Below are 19,989 nucleotides of genomic sequence, written 5' to 3' on the forward strand. Positions count from 1 at the left end.
GGCGCGGGGCCGGGATTCTCGGGTCGTGCAGACACGTCTGACGAGAAGTTTAAGCGCCCCTGCGCGATCCGGGCGACACGCCGCGCAGGCGACGCAGGATCGGTCCGACGAACTCGTCGACCTCGTCGATGTGCATGCGCTGCGCGGCGGCGACGTAGAGGGCGACGAAGGTGATCCCGCCGACGAGGAGGGCGAGGGCGGAGGAGAACCACCAGCCACCCGTCGGGCCCGGCAGGACGGCGGGGAGGAGGTGGCGGATCGGCCAGGCGAGGAGGCCGGCGACGACCGCGGCGGGGACGCATGCGACGAGGCTGCGGATCCACGTGCGGATCGTGAGATGGAGGTCGAGGCCGCCGAGCCGGCTGCTCAACCACGCGATGCCGACTCCGGCGGCGACGACGTTGCTCAGGGCCTGTGCGAGGGCGACGGTGACGGCGCGGTACTCGGAGGCGACGAGGTAGCAGAGGAGTCCGCCGAGGACGAAGACGCCGGAGTTGACGACCTGGAGCCAGAACGGCGCCTTGGCGTCCTCGTAGGCGTAGTAGGCACGCTGGGCGACGTAGAAGGCCCCGTAGGCGGGCAGGCCGAGGAGCATCGCCTGGGTGATGTAGCCGAAGGCGTTGGCGGTCTCGAGGGAGGCGCCGACGAAGATCGTCGTCGTGAGGGAGGTGGCGAGGACGATGCCGCCGACCATGACGGGGATGACGGTGGCGCCGACGACGCCGAGGCCGTGGGCGACGTCGTGGCGCACGGCGGGCGTGTCACCGGCCGCTGCGGCGCGGGACATCGACGTGAACAGTGCGGTGACGACGGAGACGGTGATGAGGCCGTGCGGCGTCATGAACAGCATGAACGCGCTGTCGTAGGCGAGCTTGCCGCTGTCGCCCGCGGTCGCGGACGTGAGGACGCGGGACTGGACGATGAGCGCGAGCTGGGAGACGACGAGCGCGGCGAACGTCCACATCGCGACGCGGCTCGCGCTGCCGAGACCGACGCCGCGGAAGCCGAACGTCGGGTGGTAGCGGAACCCGCTGCGCCACAGGGGCACGAGGAGGACGAGCGCCTGGAGGGCGACGCCGACGGTGAGGGAGCCGGCGAGCAGCGCGATCATCGGCGGCGTGTACTGGTGGGGGTGGCCGAGGTGGCTGCCGTAGAGGCCGATGAACGAGCCGAGGCCGATGATCCACACGACGTTGCACAGCACGGGCGCCCAGGAGAACCAGCCGAACTCCTCGCGGGCGTTGAGCACCTGGCCGAGGATCGCGTAGAGCCCGTAGAAGAACACGGCCGGCATGGCGATGAACGCGAAGGCGACGGCGAGGTCGTGCGCGTCCTGGGGGAATCCCGAGTCGGAGAAGACGTTCACGAGCACGGGCACGAGCGGGATGCACACGAGCGTGACGACGCCGAGCCCGACGAGGGCGAGTGTGAGCAGCCGGTCGACGAACGCCTGACCGCCGTCGTCGTGGCGCATGGCCTTGCTGATCTGCGGCACGAGCACGGCGTTGATCGCGCCTCCGGCGAGGAGGAGGAACACCGTGTTGGGCAGGGTGTTCGCGATGCTCCAGGCGTCACCGGCGAGGGATCGGCCGAAGATCATGACGATGAGGGCCTGGCGTACGACGCCGAGGATCCGGGAGACGAGGCTTCCGGCGGCCATGATCGCGCTGTTGCGGGCCAGGCTGCTCGTGGTGGTCATCGGGTGTCCGTCTCTGCTGGAGGGGCAGGTCGTCGCCGGTGGCCCGGCGCTGGTCATCGTAGTCGGGGTGGTGGACGGACGTTCCGCTCCGTCCCGATCCGCCCGTCCCCGGGCCCCGGTGCGTCCTGCGGTCGGGTCCGGTCACGGGGGGCTCGGAGAGGGGCCCGGCGGGGTCGTCGACGGGGTGGTCGGCGGGGTCGTCGGCGGGGACCGCGGCAGTGCCGGGTGACAGTTCGGCGGCGGGGTCGGCGGGGGGTCCTGCCCGGCCGGATCCTGCGTCAGCGCAGGTCGAGACCCTCGAGCTCGGAGGCGGCCACGCGGCGCTCGCCGGCGCGGATGGCGCGGAAGAGGCCGAGGACGAACACGATGCCGACGACGCCCCCGGCGGCGAGGAGGAGCCAACCGTTCGTCGGTTGGACGCGCACGCGGACGGTGGCGTCCTCGCCGAGGGGCGCTCCGGCGGTGGTGCGGAGGGAGACGGTGACGGGGACGACGCCGGCGGCGACGGCCTCGGTGTCGAGCCGCACCGTCGCGCGGCTGTGCGGCCGGATCGTCAGGGTCTGCGGCGGGCTGTGGACGACGAGGCGCGGGGGGCGGCCCTGGACGTCGGTGTGGAGGCGGACGTCGCGGACCTCTGTGTCGAGGTCGTTGACGACGGTGATCTGGAGGGCGCCGTGCTCGGCGAAGAAGTTGATCGCGCTGGGCACGACGCGGACGCCGTGGGAGAGGTGCTCGACGCGCTGCTGGAGGGACGTCCGGGTCTCGCTCCAGGGGCCCTGCTCGCCTCGCCAGCGCGTGGAGAGGAGCACCTCGCCGGCATCGGCCGGGAGGAAGGTGCCCTCGCCGAACGACGGGCGAAGGCGGTCGATCCGGTCGGCGAGGGTGCGCACCGCCGTGAGGTTCTCCGTGACGAGGGGGGAGGCGGGGCCGGTCGGCGGGGTGGTGGCGTCGACGACGGGTGTCGGGGACGTGGGGGCGGTGAGCAGGGCGTCGGCGTCGACGGGGGCGATCCACGGGGCGCCCCGCAGGGCTCGGAGGGCGGCGGTGAGGGCCGCAGGGTCGGGGTCGAGGGGCCGGTCGGGCAGGAGGAGGACGGAGCGGGCGACGCCGGGGGACTCCCCGAGGAGCGCGACGCTGTCGGCGAGGAGGCGTTGGGTCGTCGTCGAGGTGTCGGCGGGCCCGGAGGTGTGGGCGAGAAGGGCCGACATCCGGTCGTCGACGACGAGGACGTGGTGTCCGGCGCCGTCGCGGCGTGGGGCGGGTCCGGTGCGATCGGGATCGGGATCGGTGCGGGTCTCGCGCATGACGACGGCGGCGGGCGGGCGTGAGGAGGCGTCGAAGACGGCCTTCCTCACCTGCGACGACGCGGTGCCTGCGGGCCACACGAGGGTCCGCACGGCGCGGCGGGTGCCGGGGCGCGAGGTGGGCGCCTGCGGCAGCGGCGGGAGGGAGGCGTCGGCGGCGGCGCTCGCGAGGGCGGAGACGTCGGGGTCGCCGGGCGGGAGGAACCACACGTCCCGGTCGGAGTCCGCGAGACGCCGGGCGAACGCGGTGCCCGGGTCGGGGACGCGGTCCCCGTCGTTGCTCTTCGCGGCCTTCGCGCCGGTGTTCCCGTCCGCAGGAACGGAGGTGGGGGGTGAGGAGGGGGACCCGGTCGCCGAGGCGTGGGGGCGGTTCGCACCGGGTCCGCCGGCGGTGGCGGCGGTGGGGCGCGCCTCGGGGACGAGGAGGGAGGGATCGACGAGGAGGGTGGCGTCGGCCGCGTCGGCGACCGTGAGGATGCGGTCGAGGCGGGAACCGGACGCGGTCATCCGGGTGCGGGCGGCGAGACGGGCGGCCTGGTCCCCGGTGAGGACGGCGGGGTCGGGGTCGGGGGTGACGGGCAGGGCGACGCCGATGCTGAGGGGTTGGTACTCCTTGACCACCTGGTACGGCAGGAACGTCGCCGTCGCCCTGGCGCCGGGGAGGCCGGTCGACGTCACCGTGACGGGGAGGACGCCGTAGGGCCGGGGGAGGTGGAGGGTGCCCGCGGGGATCGTCACGGGGACGGTCGTCGTGGCACCCGGGTGGAGAGCGGGGACGGTCGCCCCGGCGGCGCGGGGGAGATCGCCACGGGGAGCCGTGGCGTGGTCGGAGACGTCGGTGCGGGTGCGTAGGCGGGGGCCCACACCGACCCGGACCGTCGGGCTGGCCGGTCGGGTGCCGGTGTTGCGGAGGGTGACCGCGAGCGTCACGTCCTGGCCGGGCGCGAGCACCTGCGGTGAGACCTCCGTGACCTGAAGGGCGTCCGAGGTCGCACGGGGCGCGGTGGGGGTCGCGGAGATCTCGGTGGCCGTGTCGGAAGCGACCATTGCTCCACGTGAAACATCTCTCGGGACCCGGCCGGACGCCGCTCCCGGCGTGCCGAGGGCCGCACACGCCGTGAGAGCGCACGCGGCGACGGCCGAGGCGACCGGGCGCACCACCCGGGGGTGGCGGCGCGGCACGTCGAGCGGCTCGCGGCTCATTCCTTACCGGCCAACCTTTCCCAGGCCAGGCGGGCGATGCGCCGCTCGTTGGGGAACGTGAGGTGATGGTGCACCTCGTCGAGGTCGATCCAGGCGACGTCGATGGCCTCGTGGTCGGGGTCGTTCTCGACGGTGAGGTCGCCGCCGGTGGCCTCGAGGAGGTAGTGGTGCACGACCTTGTGCACCCGTCGGTCGTGCGTGGAGAACCAGTAGTCGATGGTGCCGAGGGTGACGAGGGCGCGGCCGACGATGCCCGTCTCCTCGGCGACCTCGCGTTCCGCGGCCTCGACGAGCGTCTCGTCGGCCTCCTGGTGTCCCTTGGGGAGACACCACTCGATCCGGCCGGCGCGGTTGCGGCGCGCGATGACGGCGATGCGGGCGCGTCCGTCGACGACGTCGACGACGATGCCACCGGCGGAGGTCTCCAACACCGCAGGGAGCCGCCGCGTCGGGCGGCTCGGGCGCGGTGAGGTCGTCATTACGCCACTGTAATCAAGGACGGCCGCACTCCTCGGATGCTCCGGATCCCGATGCGCCTCCCCGACGGGGTCGACGCCCCTAAGCTGGCCGTATGAGCCAGACACCTGACGCACAGCCCGACGAGGACCTCAAGTCCGTCGAGGAGACGCCGCTCGAGGAGACGCCCGCCGCCGCCGGTGGCAAGGACTCCGGCGAGCCGAAGCAGGGCACGGGGAGCACGGACTCCCACTGAGTCCCGCCCCGAGGGGCGTCGTCGCGACGTCGTCCCCGTGTGATCCCTCGTGTCGCATTCCGCGTGCCGCCGTCACCCCTCGGGGGGGCTGCGGCACGGCACACTACGGGTATGACGTCTCCGATCGAATCCGTGCGGGAGTACTACCGGCTCGTCGACGCCGACGACGTGGACGGGCTCGTCGCCCTGTTCGCCCCCGATGCCGTCTACTGCCGACCGGGGTACGAGCCGCTCGTCGGGCACGGCCCCCTACGGGCGTTCTACGAGGGAGAACGCGTCATCGAGTCGGGCACGCACACGGTCGAGCGCGAGGTCGTCGACGAGGGCGGGATCGCCGTCCACGGCCGGTTCGAGGGCACGCTGCGTGACGGCTCGTCCGCGTCGCTGCGGTTCGCCGACTTCTACACGTTCGACGCCCGGGGCCGGTTCGCGACCCGCGACACGTTCTTCTTCGCGCCCCTCGTCTGACGGGTCCCGGCCCCGAGGGTCGCTCGCGGTGTGCGCTCCGGCAGGGGCGCACACCTCCGTCCGCATCTCCGCCGGTGGCGGCCGCGCCGCCCGCACCTCGCGCCGCCCGCACCTCGCGGCGCCCGCACCTCGTGCGGTCACTCCTCGTGGGGTGGGCGGTGCAGCCGCCGGGAACTCAGGCGCCGGCGCCCGCGGCGAGGCGTGCACGTCCGCGTCGTTCGGCGGCGTCGACGAGGCTCCCGCCCGGTCCGGCCTCCGCGACGAGGTCGAGGACGCGGTCCCCGATGGCGTCGACGGCCTCGGCCAGCCGCTCGTCGGTCCAGCCCATGGCCCGGGCGTGTTCGTGGATCACCCCGCCCGCGTTGGCGACGTAGTCGGGGACGAACGTGATGCCGCGGGCGAGGAGCGCGGCGTCGATGTCGGGCCCGTCGAGGGTGTCGTTCGCGGCACCGGCGACGAGTCGGCAGCGCAGCTGCGGGACGACGTCGGCGGTGACGACCCGGGCGATCGCGGCGGGAGCGAAGACGTCGCACTCGGTCGTCGCGATCTCCGAGGTGGGGACGGCGCGTCCGCCGAGCTCGGCCGCGAGGGTCTCGGCGCGGTTCGCGTCGACGTCGGCGAGGACGAGCTCTCCGCCGTCGGCGGCCACGAGGCGCGCGAGTTCCCCACCGACGGCGCCGACGCCCTGGACGGCGACACGGACGCCGGAGAGGTCCGGGGAGTCGAGGACACCGCGGACGGCCGCGCGCATCGCCGCGTACACGCCGCGGGCGGTCCACGGGGAGGGGTCGGCGTCGGCGCAGTACACGGTGGCGCCGCGCTCGCGGACGACGGACATGTCGGCGAGGGTCGTCGCCATGTCGACGCCGGGGATGTAGCGCCCGTTCGTCCGGGCGACCGCGTCGCCGAACGCCTCGAAGAGTCGTCGGCGTGCGTCGCCCTCAAGGCCCCGGCCGTCGGCGACGATGACGGACTTCGCTCCGCCGTAGGGGAGTTCGGCGAGGGCGTGCTTGAACGTCATCGCCCGGGCGAGGCGCTGGGCCTCCTCGATCGCGGCGGCGGGGGTGGGGTAGGGCCGCATCCGCACCCCGCCGAACCCGGGGCCGAGGGTGAGGTCGTCGAGGGCGATGACGGCACGGAGACCGGCGTCGGGGTCGCTCACGGTGATGACCTGGTGGGAGGTGAAGGGGTCGAGGTGCGTCTCCATCCCGTCACCGTAGGGCGCGCGAGGGTGTCGTGGGCGGTGCGGAGACGGCCCGTCGTGGCGGGGCGCCCGGGGCGACAGGTGGGGTCCGTCCCCGGCCGCGCGCCGTGCCCGTCGACGACGTGGGGGCCGCGGGCCCCTAGGCTTGGGCCTCGTGTCCGCGAACCTCGATGCCCTCCTGCGCCAGGCCACCGGCCGGCTCGCGCCCGTACTGCCCCTGCTCGGTGATCTCGGTGCCGCGTTCACCGCGGCCGGTCACGAGCTCGCGCTCGTCGGCGGGCCGGTGCGGGACGCGTTCCTCGGGCGGGAGAGTCACGACCTCGATCTCACGACGTCGGCGATGCCGGACGAGACGGAGCGGATCCTCGCGGCGTGGGGGGACGCGACGTGGGACATGGGTCGGGAGTTCGGCACGATCGGTGCGCGGCGGGGGGCGACCGTCGTCGAGGTGACGACGTACCGGGCCGACGCCTACGACGGGCAGACCCGCAAGCCGGTCGTCGCGTTCGGGGAGAACCTCGACGACGACCTCGTGCGGCGGGACTTCACGGTGAACGCGATGGCGTTGCGGCTTCCCGACCTGCAGTTCGTCGACCCGCACGGGGGTCTGGAGGACCTCGCGGGGCGTCGTCTGCGGACGCCCGGTGCGGCGGAGGTGTCGTTCGGGGACGACCCGTTGCGGATGATGCGGGCCGCTCGGTTCGCCGCGCAGCTCGGGTTCGACGTGGCGCCGGAGGTGCGCACGGCGATGACGGAGATGGCGACGTCGCTCGGCATCGTCTCGGCCGAGCGGATCCGTGACGAGTTCTCCAAGCTCATGCTCGCGGCGGACCCGGTGACGGGTCTGCGGCTCCTCGTCGACACGGGTCTCGCGGACGTCATGCTGCCGGAGCTGTCGGTGATGCGGGAGACGGTCGACGAGCACCGCCGTCACAAGGACGTCTACGAGCACTCGCTCACGGTGCTGCGTCAGGCGATCGCGCTCGAGGGGCCGCACGACGGCCCGCCGGAGAGCGTGCCCGGGCCCGATCTCGTGCTGCGGCTCGCGGCGATCCTCCACGACATCGGCAAGCCGGCGACGCGTCGGTTCGAGCCGGACGGCGGCGTGACGTTCCATCACCACGAGGTCGTGGGCGCGAAGATGGCGGCCAAGCGGCTGCGGGCGTTGCGGTACGACAAGGAGACCGTCAAGGCGGTGAGCCGGCTCGTCGAGCTGCACCTGCGCTTCCACGGGTACGGCAGCGGCGAGTGGACGGATTCGGCGGTGCGTCGGTACGTCACGGACGCCGGTCCGCTCCTCACGCGGCTGCACCGCCTCACCCGGGCCGACTGCACGACGCGCAACCGGCGCAAGGCGGAGACGTTGCGGCGCACGTACGACTCGCTCGAGGCGCGCATCGAGACGCTCATGGACGCCGAGGAGCTCAAGAAGGTGCGGCCGGAGCTCGACGGCAACGAGATCGGGGAGATCCTCGGCATCTCCCCGGGCCCGGTGCTCGGGCGGGCGTACAAGCACCTGTTGTCGGTGCGGCTCGATCAGGGCCCGATCGGCAAGGACGCGGCCCGCGAGGAGCTCCTCGCGTGGTGGGCGAAGCGGCCGGAGTCCGCGGCGGACTGATCCCCACGGGCGGATCCGGCGTGCTCGCGCCGGTGTTCGCTCACCGTCGGGCTTCAGGAATCGGGGCGTCCTCGCCGATAGGAGGGGTGGAGCGCCGCGGTGCGTGTCGTCGGGGAGCGTTCAGGGACGCGGCTTACTCTGACCCGCATCGACCCCCCGGTGGAAGAGGATCGCGTGAGTTCACCGACCGGACGCATACGAGTGGTGACCCCGCCGCGCAAGAGGGGCTGGCGGCGCCTGTTCTCGATCAAGGCGTGGCTGCTCGTCCTGAGCCTCGGCGTGCTGGCCGTCGCGGCCGTCGTCGCCGTGGCGTACGTGCTCGTCGACGTGCCGGACCCGAACTCGGACGCGCGGAGCCAGACGTCGATCGTGTACTTCGCCGACGGGAAGACGGAGATGGCGCGCATCAGCGCCGTCGACCGGGAGGCCGTGCCGTTGAGCGAGGTGCCGGAGACGATGCGGCACGCGATCCTCGCGGCGGAGGACCGGAGTTTCTACGAGAACCCGGGCATCTCCCTGACCGGCATCGGTCGGGCCGTGTGGGCGATGGTGTCGGGCGGGCCGACGCAGGGCGGGTCGACGATCACGCAGCAGTACGTGAAGAACTACTTCCTCACGCAGGACCAGACGTTCTCCCGCAAGGGCAAGGAACTCGTCATCTCGTTGAAGATCGAGCAGGAGCTCACGAAGGACGAGATCCTCCGCGACTACCTCAACACGATCTACTTCGGTCGCGGCGCGTACGGCATCCAGGCGGCCTCGCGGGCGTATTTCGACAAGCCGGCCTCGGAGCTCGACCTCGCGGAGAGCGCGTTCCTCGCCTCGGTCGTGCGGGGCCCGTCGCTCTACGACCCGGCGAACGGGGCGAAGGCGAAGAAGAGCGTCGCGGCCCGCATGGACTACGTCCTCGACGGCATGGTCGAGGAGGGGTGGCTGTCGACGGCGCGTCGAGGGCGGGTGCGGTTCCCGGAGGTGCAGGACCCGAAGCCGCGGCGCGAGAAGTCGGGCCCGAACGGGTATCTCGTGCAGATGGTCAAGGACGAGCTCGTCGCGAAGGTGGGGTTGTCCCCCGACGAGGTCGACATGGGTGGTCTGCGCATCACGACGACGATCGACCAGCAGCGACAGACGGACGCGATCCGGGCGGTGGAGAACAATCTCCCGACGCCGCGGGTGCGGACGGGTCTCGTCTCCCTCAAGCCGGGCGACGGCGCGATCATGGCGCTCTACGGCGGGGCGAACGCGACGACGCAGCCGTACAACGCGGCGACGCAGGCGCAGCTCCAGGGCGGGTCGACGTTCAAGGTGTTCACGCTGGTGGCGGCCCTCGAGAAGGGGATCGCCACGACGAGTTCGTACGACGGCAACTCCCCGCGGTACTTCGAGGCGTTCAAGGGTGGCGGCAACCCGAGCGGTCGGGTGCAGAACTACGGTGACGCCTCGCTCGGGTGGATCGATCTGCGCACGGCGACGGCGAAGTCGGCGAACACCGTGTACGCGCAGCTCAACGTCGACGTGGGCCCGCAGCGCACCGTCGATGCGGCGGTGCGGATGGGGCTGCCGCAGGACACCCTCGGCCTCGACGACAACCCGGCGAACGTGTTCGGCACGGCCTCCCCGCACGTCATCGACATGGCGAAGGCGTACGCGACGCTCGCGGCGGGGGGCGTGCGGGCGGAGCCGTACATCATTCGCAAGGTCGAACCTGCGGAGGGCGTGGCCGACAGCATCGACCCGTATACGGCGCAGCCGGTGACGGAGCAGGTCCTCGACAAGGACGTCGTCGCCGACACGGTCGACGCGATGCGTCAGGTCGTCCTCCGCGGTACGGCACAGAAGGCGCAAGCGATCGGTCGGCCTGCGGCGGGGAAGACGGGCACGACCGACGAGAACCGTGCCGTGTGGTTCGACGGGTTCACCCCGGACGTCGCGACGGCCGTAGGCATGTACCTGCCCGACGCCCAGGGCAATGCGGTGCCGATGCGGGGCGCGGGTCTCGGCAGCGGCGTCACCGGCGGGTCCTACCCCGTCGACGTGTGGACGTCGTACATGCGGCGGGCCGTCGAGGGGACGCCGTACACGGACTTCCCCGGGCGCGCCGGCGTCGGCCGTGAGGACTCCCCCTCCGAGGAGGAGACCAGCGCCCCCGAGCCGTCGCAGCCGGAGCAGACGGAGGAGTGGCCCTCCCCGACCCCGACGCCGGAGGAGACGACGCCCGGCGAGACGTGGTCGCCGACGGACGTGCCCGGGGATCCGGCGACGAGCGACGACGGGTTCGGCGACGAGCCCGGCGACGGGTCGCAGGGTGGGCAGGGCGACCCCGGCGGCGATCCGGATCAGGGCGGGCAGGGTGACGCCCCGGCCGGAGACGGCGGCGACGCGGCCGGTGACGCCGCGGGCGACGGAGAGGGTGACGCCTACGGCATCGCCCCACCCGAGGACACCACGTGGTGGAAACGGGAACACGCGTGGGGACGTCCCGCCACGCGCGAACCGGCGTTCGCGGTGCTCGCGGCGAGCGCCACGTAGCCTTCGTTCATGGCCTCGATCGTCACGCCACCGCCCGACCCGGCCGACCCGGAGGACCCGGTGGCGCGACTCGCCACGGGGGTCGTCGGCGGTCCCCGAGGGAGGTACGCGGCGCCTCTCCCGAGCGGTCCGTACCGTCTCGTACTCGCGGGGGCGTTGTCGTTCGGGGCGTGCGTGACGCTGCTCCTCGGGTTCCTCCAGAAGAGCTATTGCGTCCGCTACGGGTGGGGGGCGCCGCAGGTCTACCACAAGGCCTGTTACTCCGATCTGCCGTCGTTCGCGGGCAGTGTCGGCGGCGGCGGCCTGCCCTACGACGCGGGGTCGGCGCTCGCCGAACCGCTCGGCGTCGGCGCCGTCCTCCGGTTGCTGTCGGTGGTCGTCCCTGCGGCGGGGTTCGAACGTCAACAGGGGATGTTCGTCGCGTGGGCGATCACGGCGGCGCTGCTCCTCGTCGCCACCGTCGTCGCCACGGTGTTCACGTGCCGTACCCGTCCCGTGCGGGCCGCGCACGTCGCGTTCGCGCCGGTGGTCGCCACGGCGGCGCTCGTCTCCCTCGACCTCGTCGGGGTGGCGCTCACTGCGGTCGCGTTGTGGCTGTGGAGTCGCGAGCGGCTCACGCCTGCAGGCATCGTCCTCGGCCTCGCGATCGTCACCCGCACGTACCCCCTCCTCGTCCTCGTCGTCCTCGCGCTCCTCGCCCTGCGCGCCGGGGCGCTTCGGGCGTGGGCGCGCACGGCCGGTGTCGCGGTCGTCACGGCCGTCCTCCTCCTCGTCGCCGCGGCGGTCGTCCACGGCAGGGGTGTCCTCACCCCCTACCAGGTGTGGCTCGGGGCGGAGGCCCAGCTCGGTTCCCCGTGGTATCTGGGCACTCTCGCCGACCGGCCCGTCCCGCTCGGGGTGCTCACGCTCCTCACGATGATCGGGTGGCTCCTCGCCGTCGGTGCGGGCGCCCTCCTCACCCTCGCCGCGCCGGTCCGTCCCCGCATCGGGGAGATCGTGATCGTCGTCCTCGTCCTCGTCCTCCTCACCGGCAAGTCCCTCCCGCCGCAGTCGTCGCTGTGGCTCGTGCCGTTCGTCGCGCTCGCGGGGCTGCGGTGGCGCGACCATCTGATGTGGGCCGCCACGGAGGTGTGCTATTTCGTCGCGGTGTGGCTGTACCTCGGTGGTCTCGACGACGTCACGGCCGCGCTGCCCGAGTCCTGGTACGCCGTGTTCCTCGTCCTGCGGCTCGGGGGTCTGCTGTGGCTCGGGGCCGCCGCGGCCCGGCAGGCGATGCGACGACCGGCGCACACGGCCCTCGACCTCGCCGTCCACCGTGACGACGACGACACCGCCGGGCCGATGACGGGCCGGCGCGACGCGGTCGTCGTCCGGTACGCCCACTGACGTCCGCTGCGCCGACGGCGCCCACGACCGCTCCACGGGATGCTCGCAGCGGGCGGGCGGTGTGGGGCTGTGGACGACGATTCGGCGTGCGTCAACCCGCCCGGTAGGCTGGAGTCATCTCGCCGCTCGACCCGCCCCTTCCTCGGTCGGGTCCGGGTGGCCGGGACGCTGCAACCCTCCTGTCACGGAAGGACCGTGACCGCCAAGACCGAAGGAGGTGGGTTACCCGCATGCGTCAGTACGAACTCATGATGATCCTCGACCCCGAGGTGGACGACCGCCAGGTCGCCCCGACGCTCGAGCGCTTCCTCACCGTCGTGAAGAACCACAACGGCACCATCGACAACATCGACCTCATGGGCCGTCGTCGTCTCGCCTACGACATCAAGAAGAAGTCCGAGGGCATCTACGTCGTCGTCAACTTCACCGCCGAGCCGGACACGGCCAAGGAACTCGACCGTCAGCTGGGCCTCAGCGAGCAGGTGCTCCGCACCAAGCTGCTGCGCCCCAACGCGGCCTGAGGTCCACGCACCGCTGATCGACCAGGTCCGACCCGTTCGGGCCGGCGCCCCATCCACGCGAGAGGATCCCCTCAATGGCAGGCGAGACCGTCATCACCGTCATCGGCAACCTCGTTGCCGACCCGGAGCTGCGCTTCACCCCCTCGGGTGCGGCGGTCGCGAACTTCCGTATCGCCTCCACGCCCCGCACGTTCGATCGTCAGACGAACGAGTGGAAGGACGGTGAGGCACTGTTCCTCACCTGCTCCGCGTGGCGCGACATGGCCGAGAACGTCGCCGAGTCCCTCACCCGGGGTTCGCGCGTCATCGTCTCGGGCCGCCTGAAGTCTCGGTCGTACGAGACCAAGGAGGGCGAGAAGCGCACGGTCATGGAGCTCGACGTCGACGAGATCGGCCCTTCCCTCAAGTACGCCACGGCCAAGGTCACCAAGACCTCGCGTGGTGGCGGCGGCGGGGGCGGATTCTCCGGCGGTGGCGGCGGCGGGTTCTCCGGCGGTGGCCAGCAGGGCGGCAACGCCGGCGGCGGTGGCTGGGGCGGCGGCGGTGGTCAGGGCGGTTCCCGCCCGGACGCCGACCCGTGGGCCCAGGGGCCGAGCGCCGGTGGCGGCCAGGGCGGCGGCAACGCCGGCTGGGGCCAGGCGCCGTCCTACGACGAGCCCCCGTTCTGATCCGAGCCCGATCCGGTCGGTCGTCGTCCCGACGGCCTCGGTCGGTCGTTCCTCGCGACCCGGCATCCGTGCCGGTGTCGCCTCCGGCGGAGACCTCTCCGCCACCCGGGGCATGAGCCCCGGACCCATCTGAGTACGACCCCATCCCGGAGCACCCTCCGGGCTCTCACGAGAGGAGAGCACCACGATGGCGAAGCCCGTTGTGCGCAAGCCCAAGAAGAAGGCCAACCCGCTGAAGGCGGCGAAGGTCGAGAACATCGACTACAAGGACACGACCCTGCTGCGCAAGTTCATCTCGGACCGCGGCAAGATCCGTGCCCGTCGCGTCACCGGTGTGTCCGTGCAGGAGCAGCGTCTCATCGCGAAGGCCGTCAAGAACGCCCGCGAGGTGGCCCTGCTGCCCTACTCCAGCTCGGCTCGCTGAGTCCGACCGGTCTGAGAGAAGGAGACACATCATGAAGCTCATCCTCACGAACGAGGTCACCGGCCTCGGTTCGGCGGGCGACGTCGTCGAGGTCAAGGACGGTTACGGCCGTAACTTCCTCCTCCCGCGTGGTCTCGCCACCCCGTGGTCCCGCGGTGGCCAGAAGCAGGTCGACGCGCTCCGCAAGGCGCGCGAGGCCCGCGTCATCGCCTCGCTCGAGGACGCCAAGGGCGTCAAGGGCCAGCTCGAGGCCCGCACCCTCACGATCACCGCGCACGCGTCCGACGCCGGTCGCCTGTTCGGTGCCATCAGCCAGGCCGAGGTCGCCGAGGCGGCCAAGGCCGAGGGCGTGACGATCGACCGTCGCACGGTCGAGTTCCCCACCCCGATCAAGAGCACGGGCGAGCACACCGCACTGGTGCGCCTCCACCCCGAGGTCTCGGCCACGGTGAAGATCAACGTCGTCGCCGGCTGAGTCCGCGCCGATTCGCACGTCGTCCCCGTCCCCCGGTTCTGCCGGGCGGCGGGGACGTCGTCGTCTCCGGGGGCGTGACGTCGGTCTGGGCCGGGGCCCGGGTCTCGACGGATGCGAGCGTCCTCGCATGAGACGCCCCGAGGCCGGCGGGCGCCGTCGGCCCCGGCGGGGGGCGGCGCGGACGTCGTCACGGCGTGAGGCCGGGGGGCGATGCCGGAGCGACGCCGGGTGGTTCTCCACCGCACTCCCGCCGGTGGGTTCGCGTCCGGGCACCCGGATGTCGTCACTGCAGGCCGGTGACGAGCCAGGTGTCCTGGCGGGCGCGGCGGGTGAGCACGACGGCGCGGCCGATCATGAACACCTGGAACCCGGCCCAGATGGCGGCGAGGGCGGCGCCGGATCCGGCTGCCTCGAGGGGGCCTTGGACGGCGACGAGGATGCCGACGACGGGCAGGTAGACGATGAGGAGGAGGAGTCCCACTCGGGCGAGCCAGCGTGCGTCGCCGGCGCCGATGAGCACGCCGTCGAGGAGGAACGCCTGTGCCGCGACGGGCTGACCGGCGGCGAGGACGAGGATGCCGACGGTGAGCGCAGCGCGGACGCCGGGGTCCGTCGTGAAGAGCCACGGCAGGACGGGCGACAAGGCGGCGAGGGCGAGGCCGAGGACGACCCCGAAGCCGCGTGACCAGCGGGACATGAGTTCGGTCATCGCACGGGTGCCCACCACGTCGCCGGCGCCGAGGGCCTTGCCGATGAGGGCCTGACCGGCGATGGCGAGGGCGTCGAGCGCGAACGAGAGGAACGTCCACAGGGTCCAGGCGACCTGGTGGGCGGCGAGCGTCGTGGCGCCGTAGTGGGCGGCGACCCACGTCGTGAGAAGGACGACGGCCCGCAGCGAGAGGGTGCGGAGCAGGAGCGGCACCCCGCTCGCGGCGGCGCGGGTGACGGCACCGGGGTGGGGTCGGAGGCGGGCACCGTGGCGGCGGGCAGCGCGGAAGACGACGATCCCGAGCCCGACGGCCATGCCCGTCTGGGCCGCGACGGTGCCCCACGCGGAGCCCGCGATGCCGAGGCCGGCGCCGTAGACGAGCACGGTGTTGAGGAGGATGTTCGCGCCGAAGCCGAGCGTCGCGGCGACGAGCGGGGTGCGGGTGTCCTGCAGGCCGCGGAGGACGCCGGTGAGGGCGAGGACGGCGAGCATCGCCGGGACGCCCAGCGCAGAGATCTGCAGGTAGGCGACGGCCTGCGCGGCGACGGCGGCGTCGACGCCGAAGAGTCCGACGAGGGCAGGCGCGCCCACGCCGAGGACGAGGCCGGTTCCGACGCCGAGGAGCAGCGCCAGCCACAGTCCGTCGAGTCCCGCGGCGAGGGCGGCGTCCTCGGCTCCCGCGCCGAGGCGACGGGAGACGAGCGCGGTGGTCGCGTAGGCGAGGAAGACGAAGACGCCGACGGCGGTACCGAGGATCGTGGACGCGACTCCGAGGCCTGCGAGGGGCGTCGTGCCGAGGTGGCCGACGATCGAGGTGTCGGCGAGGAGGAAGAGGGGTTCGGCGACGAGCGTGAGGAGTGCGGGGACGGCGAGGCGGAGGATCTCGCGGCGTAGTGCCGTCGTGTCGAGGACGTCGTCCGGCCGGGTCTCGGGTGACCCTGCGGTGGTGGCGTCGTGGTCGGGATCGGTGGGGCCGGCGGTGTTCACGGGCTCCTCGTCTGTCGGGTGCGGAGCGCCAGGTTACGACGGGGCGTTGCGGCCCGAGGCGCGCGGTGTGGGCATCACGGCCTCACCGTGCTGCCCGTGACCGTCGGCATCGTCCGTCGAACGGTGGCCGTCGCGGTCGTCGGACTCGGTTCCGCGGGCTCCGACGTGGCGACCCGTGTCGGTGCGTGGCGCCGGGTGGAGGGCTGCCTCGAGGGCCGTGACGAGGTGGCGGGAGACGAGGGGACGCCATTCCTCGAGGGTGGCGCGCACACGGGGTGCGGCGTGGGGCACGGCCTCGACATAGGCGCGGACGGCGCGGGGGATCGAGTCGCGGATCATGGCGCGGCGGTCGAGGAGGTTGGCGACGACGGCGGCCCTGAGGAGGTCGGGATCGGTGCGGCGGCGGCGACGTACCTGGCAGATGATCGAGGCACGCCGCAGCCACGGCGACCCGACGACGGCCCAGGATCGGACGACGGGGGTCTCGGTCGTGGGGCGGGCGTCGAGTGGCAGGGGGAGGCAGCACGTCGCGACGGCGTCGACGGTCGCGACGGACGGGTGGTCCTCGATGAGGCGGCGGTAGAGCTCCGTGGAGCGGGGTGTGCCGGCGTAGGTGCGGTAGCGGGGTCGGCAGGCGAGGGCGACGGCGGCGTACCGCGACTCGAGGGTCGGGTCGTTGGTCCACAGGCGGTGGACGGCTTCCGCCCACGTCGCCTCGTCGTGAGGTCGACGTGCGGGGTCGCGGGTCACGCGCGCGACGATGCGGATGACGTCGGGGTCGGGCACCCCGAGGACCGGGAGATCACGTCCGCGTTCGCGGGAGATTCGCCGGGCGCGGACCGGGTCGCGATGCTCGTCGAGGTCGCTCCGGATCGCCTGTTCCACGGCGTGAGCGACATCGAACATGACTCCGACAGTAGTTGATTCGATTGTGGGTGGGAGGGGCTCCACCTGTGGGTATCTCACGATCCGGACGCTTGACGATGGTCAGGGATCTCCCCGCCGGGTGCCTGGGTGAGACGCGGGTTCGGTGTGGCGAACGCCCGGATCGCCCCTCTGGGGTCGCGGCGCTGCACGACGGCGCCGGTCCGTGGGTCTGAGGAGTCCTCGGATCGGGTCTGGTGGAGGTCCAGAGGGGACCAAGGAGGGTCCTGTGGGATACAACGCATGTTGCGCACAGCTTCGTCCACCGGTGTTTTCGCAGCTCAGAGCCACGGCGGTGGACAACCCCGGCAGTTATCCCCAGCTTCTTCCACAGGATGTGGACGTTGTCCACCGTGTCGTCCACACGCTGTCCCCAAGCAGTGTCGACGGGCCGTTTGTGACGGACGTCCGAGCGTTCTAGCGTGGGTTCCGGCCCGTCGCTCCGGCCGCGCCGCTTCTTCCCCTCTCGGGTGGGGTATTGCGGCGCCCGGCGGGGTCTCGGCGAAGACCCGCCGGTGACGGTGCGCAGAATGTCGTACGGCGGGTTCGGCGTCTCCGCGGCCGTCGTTCGTTGTTCACACCGTCGGATTGGGGAGGCCATGGCGCTCGCTCGAGTGGATCGCTCGGATTTCGAGGGTGGGTTGTCGGGGCCGACGGAGGGGCCGGAGGATCGCGTCCCGCCGCAGGACGTCCATGCGGAGCAGAGCGTTCTCGGCAGCATGATGCTGAGCAAGGACGCGATCGCGGACTCGATCGAGGTGCTGCGCGGCAACGACTTCTACCGGCCGGCGCACGAGTTGATCTTCGAGGCGATCCTCGATCTGTACGGCCGCGGGGAGCCGGCGGACGCGATCACGGTGGCCGACGAGCTCACCAAGCGGGGTGAGCTGCCGCGGGTCGGGGGGCAGTCGTATCTGCACCAGCTCATCGCGGGGGTGCCGACGGCGGCGAACGCGGGCTACTACGCGCAGATCGTCGCGGAGCGTGCGGTGCTGCGTCGGCTCGTCGATGCGGGGACGCGCATCGTGCAGCTCGGGTACGGCACGGCGGGGGGTGACGTCGAGGAGATCGTCAACACGGCGCAGGCGGAGGTGTACGCCGTCGCCGACAAGCGCGGCGGTGAGGACTACCACGTCCTGGGGGAGCTCCTCGAGGCCACGGCCGACGAGATCGAGCAGGCGTCGGGCTCGACGGGCGAGATGGTCGGCGTCCCCACGGGTTTCACCGATCTCGACGAACTCACCAACGGCCTCCACCCCGGCCAGATGATCGTCATCGCGGCGAGACCTGCGATGGGTAAGTCGACCCTGGCCTTGGATTTTGCCCGTGCCGCCGCGATTCACAACGACATGACGACGGTCGTGTTCTCGCTCGAGATGAGTCGGAACGAGATCACGATGCGTCTGTTGTCGGCGGAGGCGTCGATCCAGTTGCAGCACATGCGCAAGGGCACGATGCGCGACGAGGACTGGAGCAAGCTCGCTCGCACGATGGGTGAGGTGAGCGAGGCGCCGTTGTTCATCGACGACTCGCCGAACATGTCGCTCATGGAGATCCGGGCGAAGTGTCGCCGGCTCAAGCAGCGGCACAATCTCAAGCTCGTCATCATCGACTATCTGCAGCTCATGAGTTCGGGCAAGCGTGTCGAGAGCCGTCAGCAGGAGGTGTCGGAGTTCTCCCGTGCGCTCAAGCTCCTCGCGAAGGAATTGGAGCTGCCGGTCATCGCCCTGTCGCAGCTCAACCGTGGTCCGGAGCAGCGCACCGACAAGAAGCCGCAGATCAGTGACCTGCGCGAGTCGGGTTGTCTTCCGGCGGACACGCGGATCCTCCGGGCCGACACGGGCGCGGAGGTGACGATCGGGGAGCTCGCCTCCTCGGGCGAGACGGACGTGCCGGTGTGGGCGCTCGACGAGTCGTTGCGGTACGTGAAGCGGCCGATGACGCACGCGTTCTCGACGGGCGCGAAGCCGGTGTACCGGTTGACGCTCGCGTCGGGAAAGACGGTGCGCGCCACCGAGAACCACCCGTTCCTCACCTACGACGGGTGGGTGCCGCTCGGGGAGCTCTCGTGCGGGACGCGTGTCGCCGCGCCGCGTCACGTGCCCGCGCCGGAGCGGTGCGAGGCCGACTGGGCCGACGAGGACGTCCGCACGGCGGCGCTGTTGTGTGCGGAGCATCCGGCGGCGACGATCCCGTCGGTCGTGTTCTCGCTGCCCAAGGCGCAGATCGCCGCGTTCCTGCGGGAGTTCTTCTCCGCCGCGGGCGGGGTGATGCTCTCCCAGGAGCGGCCCGGTGGGGAGATCTTCGTGTTCGCCGACGAGCGGACGCGACTGGATCGGCTGTCGCGGCTACTGTTGCGGTTCGGGATCTCGACGGTCGTCACGGGTGACGAGTCGGGGTGGGTCCTCGACGTCGTCGACGTCGATTCGCAGCGGCGGTTCCTGCAGGAGATCGGTATCGAGGGGCCGGCGGCGCCGGATGCGGCGCGGTTGCTCGACATCGTGCGGGACGTGTCGCATGCGCCGGTGCCGGGTGAGGGGCAGTTGCCGTTGTGGAAGGACGTCGCGGCGGCGTTGTCGCCGGTGGCGGAGGAGGACGCGGCCGCGGTCGTGGAGGAGTCCGCGTCGACGCAGGTGGGGACGTTGCGGCAGATCGCGACGGTCCTCGACCGTGACGGGGTGGACCTCGAGGCGGTCAACGACGTGGAGTGGGAGGTCGTCGTCGGGGTCGAGTTCGAGGGCGTCGAGGAGGTCTTCGACGCGACCGTGATCGGCACGCACAACTTCATCGCCGACGGCGTCGCCGTCCACAATTCCATCGAGCAGGACGCCGACATGGTCATGCTTCTCCACCGGGAGTCGGTCTACGAACCCGACTCCCCCCGCGAAGGCGAAGCCGACATCATCGTCGCCAAACACCGCAACGGCCCCACCCGCACCATCACCGTCGCCTTCCAAGGTCACTACTCCCGCTTCACCAACATGGCGGCGAACTACTGAGCGGCAGCAGCTGTCGGGACTGTCCGCCTAACGGTGTAAGTGGCGTTTTCATTGTCGAGATGCAGGGAAGTTTGCACAAGTCCCCCCATCTTTGATGGGCGTGGTCCCGAATGCCGCAAAACAGCCAGCACTGCGAGGTGCATGGGGGTGTCGCCCCTT

General features: G+C 72.0%; 16 protein-coding genes. 10 read left to right on the plus strand and 6 right to left on the minus strand.

Annotated elements, in window-relative coordinates:
- Window positions 1-49 precede the first annotated feature (49 nt).
- From murJ to MOPEL_RS09845, 3 genes are all read right to left on the minus strand, one after another.
- Entirely contained in the window at window positions 50-1,699 is a 1,650-nt protein-coding gene (murJ, locus tag MOPEL_RS09830; RefSeq protein WP_009482747.1) for a murein biosynthesis integral membrane protein MurJ, read from the minus strand.
- A 278-nt stretch (window positions 1,700-1,977) separates the two neighbouring features.
- Window positions 1,978-4,206 carry a DUF6049 family protein gene (locus MOPEL_RS09840; RefSeq protein ID WP_245544757.1) on the minus strand — a complete coding sequence of 743 codons (2,229 nt, stop codon included), beginning with the start codon at window positions 4,204-4,206 and terminating at the stop codon, window positions 1,978-1,980.
- Window positions 4,203-4,685: an NUDIX domain-containing protein gene (locus MOPEL_RS09845; protein WP_009482750.1), complete on the minus strand. Its 483-nt coding sequence runs from the start codon at window positions 4,683-4,685 to the stop codon at window positions 4,203-4,205. Before MOPEL_RS09845 ends, MOPEL_RS09840 begins: the two co-directional genes overlap by 4 nt.
- 92 nt (window positions 4,686-4,777) lie before the next feature.
- Between MOPEL_RS09845 and MOPEL_RS17720 the strand changes: the two genes are divergently transcribed.
- Window positions 4,778-4,918: a hypothetical protein gene (locus MOPEL_RS17720; RefSeq protein WP_009482751.1), complete on the plus strand. Its 141-nt coding sequence runs from the start codon at window positions 4,778-4,780 to the stop codon at window positions 4,916-4,918.
- Window positions 4,919-5,029: 111 nt separating this feature from the next.
- On the plus strand, window positions 5,030-5,386 hold the full coding sequence (locus MOPEL_RS09850) for a nuclear transport factor 2 family protein (RefSeq protein WP_009482752.1): 357 nt from the start codon (window positions 5,030-5,032) through the stop codon (window positions 5,384-5,386).
- 175 nt (window positions 5,387-5,561) lie between these two features.
- Here the strand turns inward: MOPEL_RS09850 and MOPEL_RS09855 are convergent, their stop codons facing one another.
- The gene (locus MOPEL_RS09855) at window positions 5,562-6,593 is read right to left on the minus strand and encodes a Glu/Leu/Phe/Val dehydrogenase dimerization domain-containing protein (RefSeq protein ID WP_009482753.1); all 1,032 of its coding nucleotides are present in this window, start codon (window positions 6,591-6,593) and stop codon (window positions 5,562-5,564) included.
- A gap of 151 nt (window positions 6,594-6,744) precedes the next feature.
- Here MOPEL_RS09855 and MOPEL_RS09860 point away from each other — a divergent pair, with 151 nt between their 5' ends.
- The 7 genes from MOPEL_RS09860 to rplI all read left to right on the plus strand — a co-directional run bounded on the left by MOPEL_RS09860 (window position 6,745) and on the right by rplI (window position 14,211).
- Window positions 6,745-8,208 carry a CCA tRNA nucleotidyltransferase gene (locus MOPEL_RS09860; RefSeq protein ID WP_051992281.1) on the plus strand — a complete coding sequence of 488 codons (1,464 nt, stop codon included), beginning with the start codon at window positions 6,745-6,747 and terminating at the stop codon, window positions 8,206-8,208.
- A gap of 174 nt (window positions 8,209-8,382) precedes the next feature.
- Window positions 8,383-10,737: a transglycosylase domain-containing protein gene (locus MOPEL_RS09865; RefSeq protein WP_141631284.1), complete on the plus strand. Its 2,355-nt coding sequence runs from the start codon at window positions 8,383-8,385 to the stop codon at window positions 10,735-10,737.
- A gap of 9 nt (window positions 10,738-10,746) precedes the next feature.
- The gene (locus tag MOPEL_RS09870) at window positions 10,747-12,123 is read left to right on the plus strand and encodes a glycosyltransferase family protein (protein WP_009482757.1); all 1,377 of its coding nucleotides are present in this window, start codon (window positions 10,747-10,749) and stop codon (window positions 12,121-12,123) included.
- Between the two features lie 230 nt (window positions 12,124-12,353).
- Window positions 12,354-12,644, plus strand: a complete 291-nt coding sequence (rpsF, locus tag MOPEL_RS09875; RefSeq protein ID WP_009482758.1) for a 30S ribosomal protein S6 — start codon at window positions 12,354-12,356, stop codon at window positions 12,642-12,644.
- Window positions 12,645-12,718: 74 nt separating this feature from the next.
- Window positions 12,719-13,312, plus strand: a complete 594-nt coding sequence (locus tag MOPEL_RS09880) for a single-stranded DNA-binding protein (RefSeq protein WP_009482759.1) — start codon at window positions 12,719-12,721, stop codon at window positions 13,310-13,312.
- A 187-nt stretch (window positions 13,313-13,499) separates the two neighbouring features.
- Window positions 13,500-13,736, plus strand: a complete 237-nt coding sequence (gene rpsR, locus MOPEL_RS09885; RefSeq protein WP_009482760.1) for a 30S ribosomal protein S18 — start codon at window positions 13,500-13,502, stop codon at window positions 13,734-13,736.
- A 31-nt stretch (window positions 13,737-13,767) separates the two neighbouring features.
- The gene (gene rplI, locus MOPEL_RS09890; RefSeq protein WP_009482761.1) at window positions 13,768-14,211 is read left to right on the plus strand and encodes a 50S ribosomal protein L9; all 444 of its coding nucleotides are present in this window, start codon (window positions 13,768-13,770) and stop codon (window positions 14,209-14,211) included.
- Window positions 14,212-14,494: 283 nt separating this feature from the next.
- Here rplI and MOPEL_RS09895 read toward each other — a convergent pair whose 3' ends face one another.
- Complete coding sequence (locus MOPEL_RS09895; protein ID WP_009482762.1) at window positions 14,495-15,907, minus strand: MATE family efflux transporter; 1,413 nt, start codon at window positions 15,905-15,907, stop codon at window positions 14,495-14,497.
- Window positions 15,908-15,940: 33 nt separating this feature from the next.
- Window positions 15,941-16,813 carry a DNA alkylation repair protein gene (locus MOPEL_RS09900; protein WP_009482763.1) on the minus strand — a complete coding sequence of 291 codons (873 nt, stop codon included), beginning with the start codon at window positions 16,811-16,813 and terminating at the stop codon, window positions 15,941-15,943.
- A gap of 617 nt (window positions 16,814-17,430) precedes the next feature.
- On the opposite strand from MOPEL_RS09900, the gene dnaB reads away from it, so the two are divergent.
- Complete coding sequence (gene dnaB, locus MOPEL_RS09905) at window positions 17,431-19,830, plus strand: replicative DNA helicase (RefSeq protein ID WP_009482764.1); 2,400 nt, start codon at window positions 17,431-17,433, stop codon at window positions 19,828-19,830.
- The last annotated feature ends 159 nt before the right edge of the window (window positions 19,831-19,989 follow it).

This window comes from Mobilicoccus pelagius NBRC 104925 (assembly GCF_000247995.1).
Lineage (GTDB): Bacteria > Actinomycetota > Actinomycetes > Actinomycetales > Dermatophilaceae > Mobilicoccus > Mobilicoccus pelagius.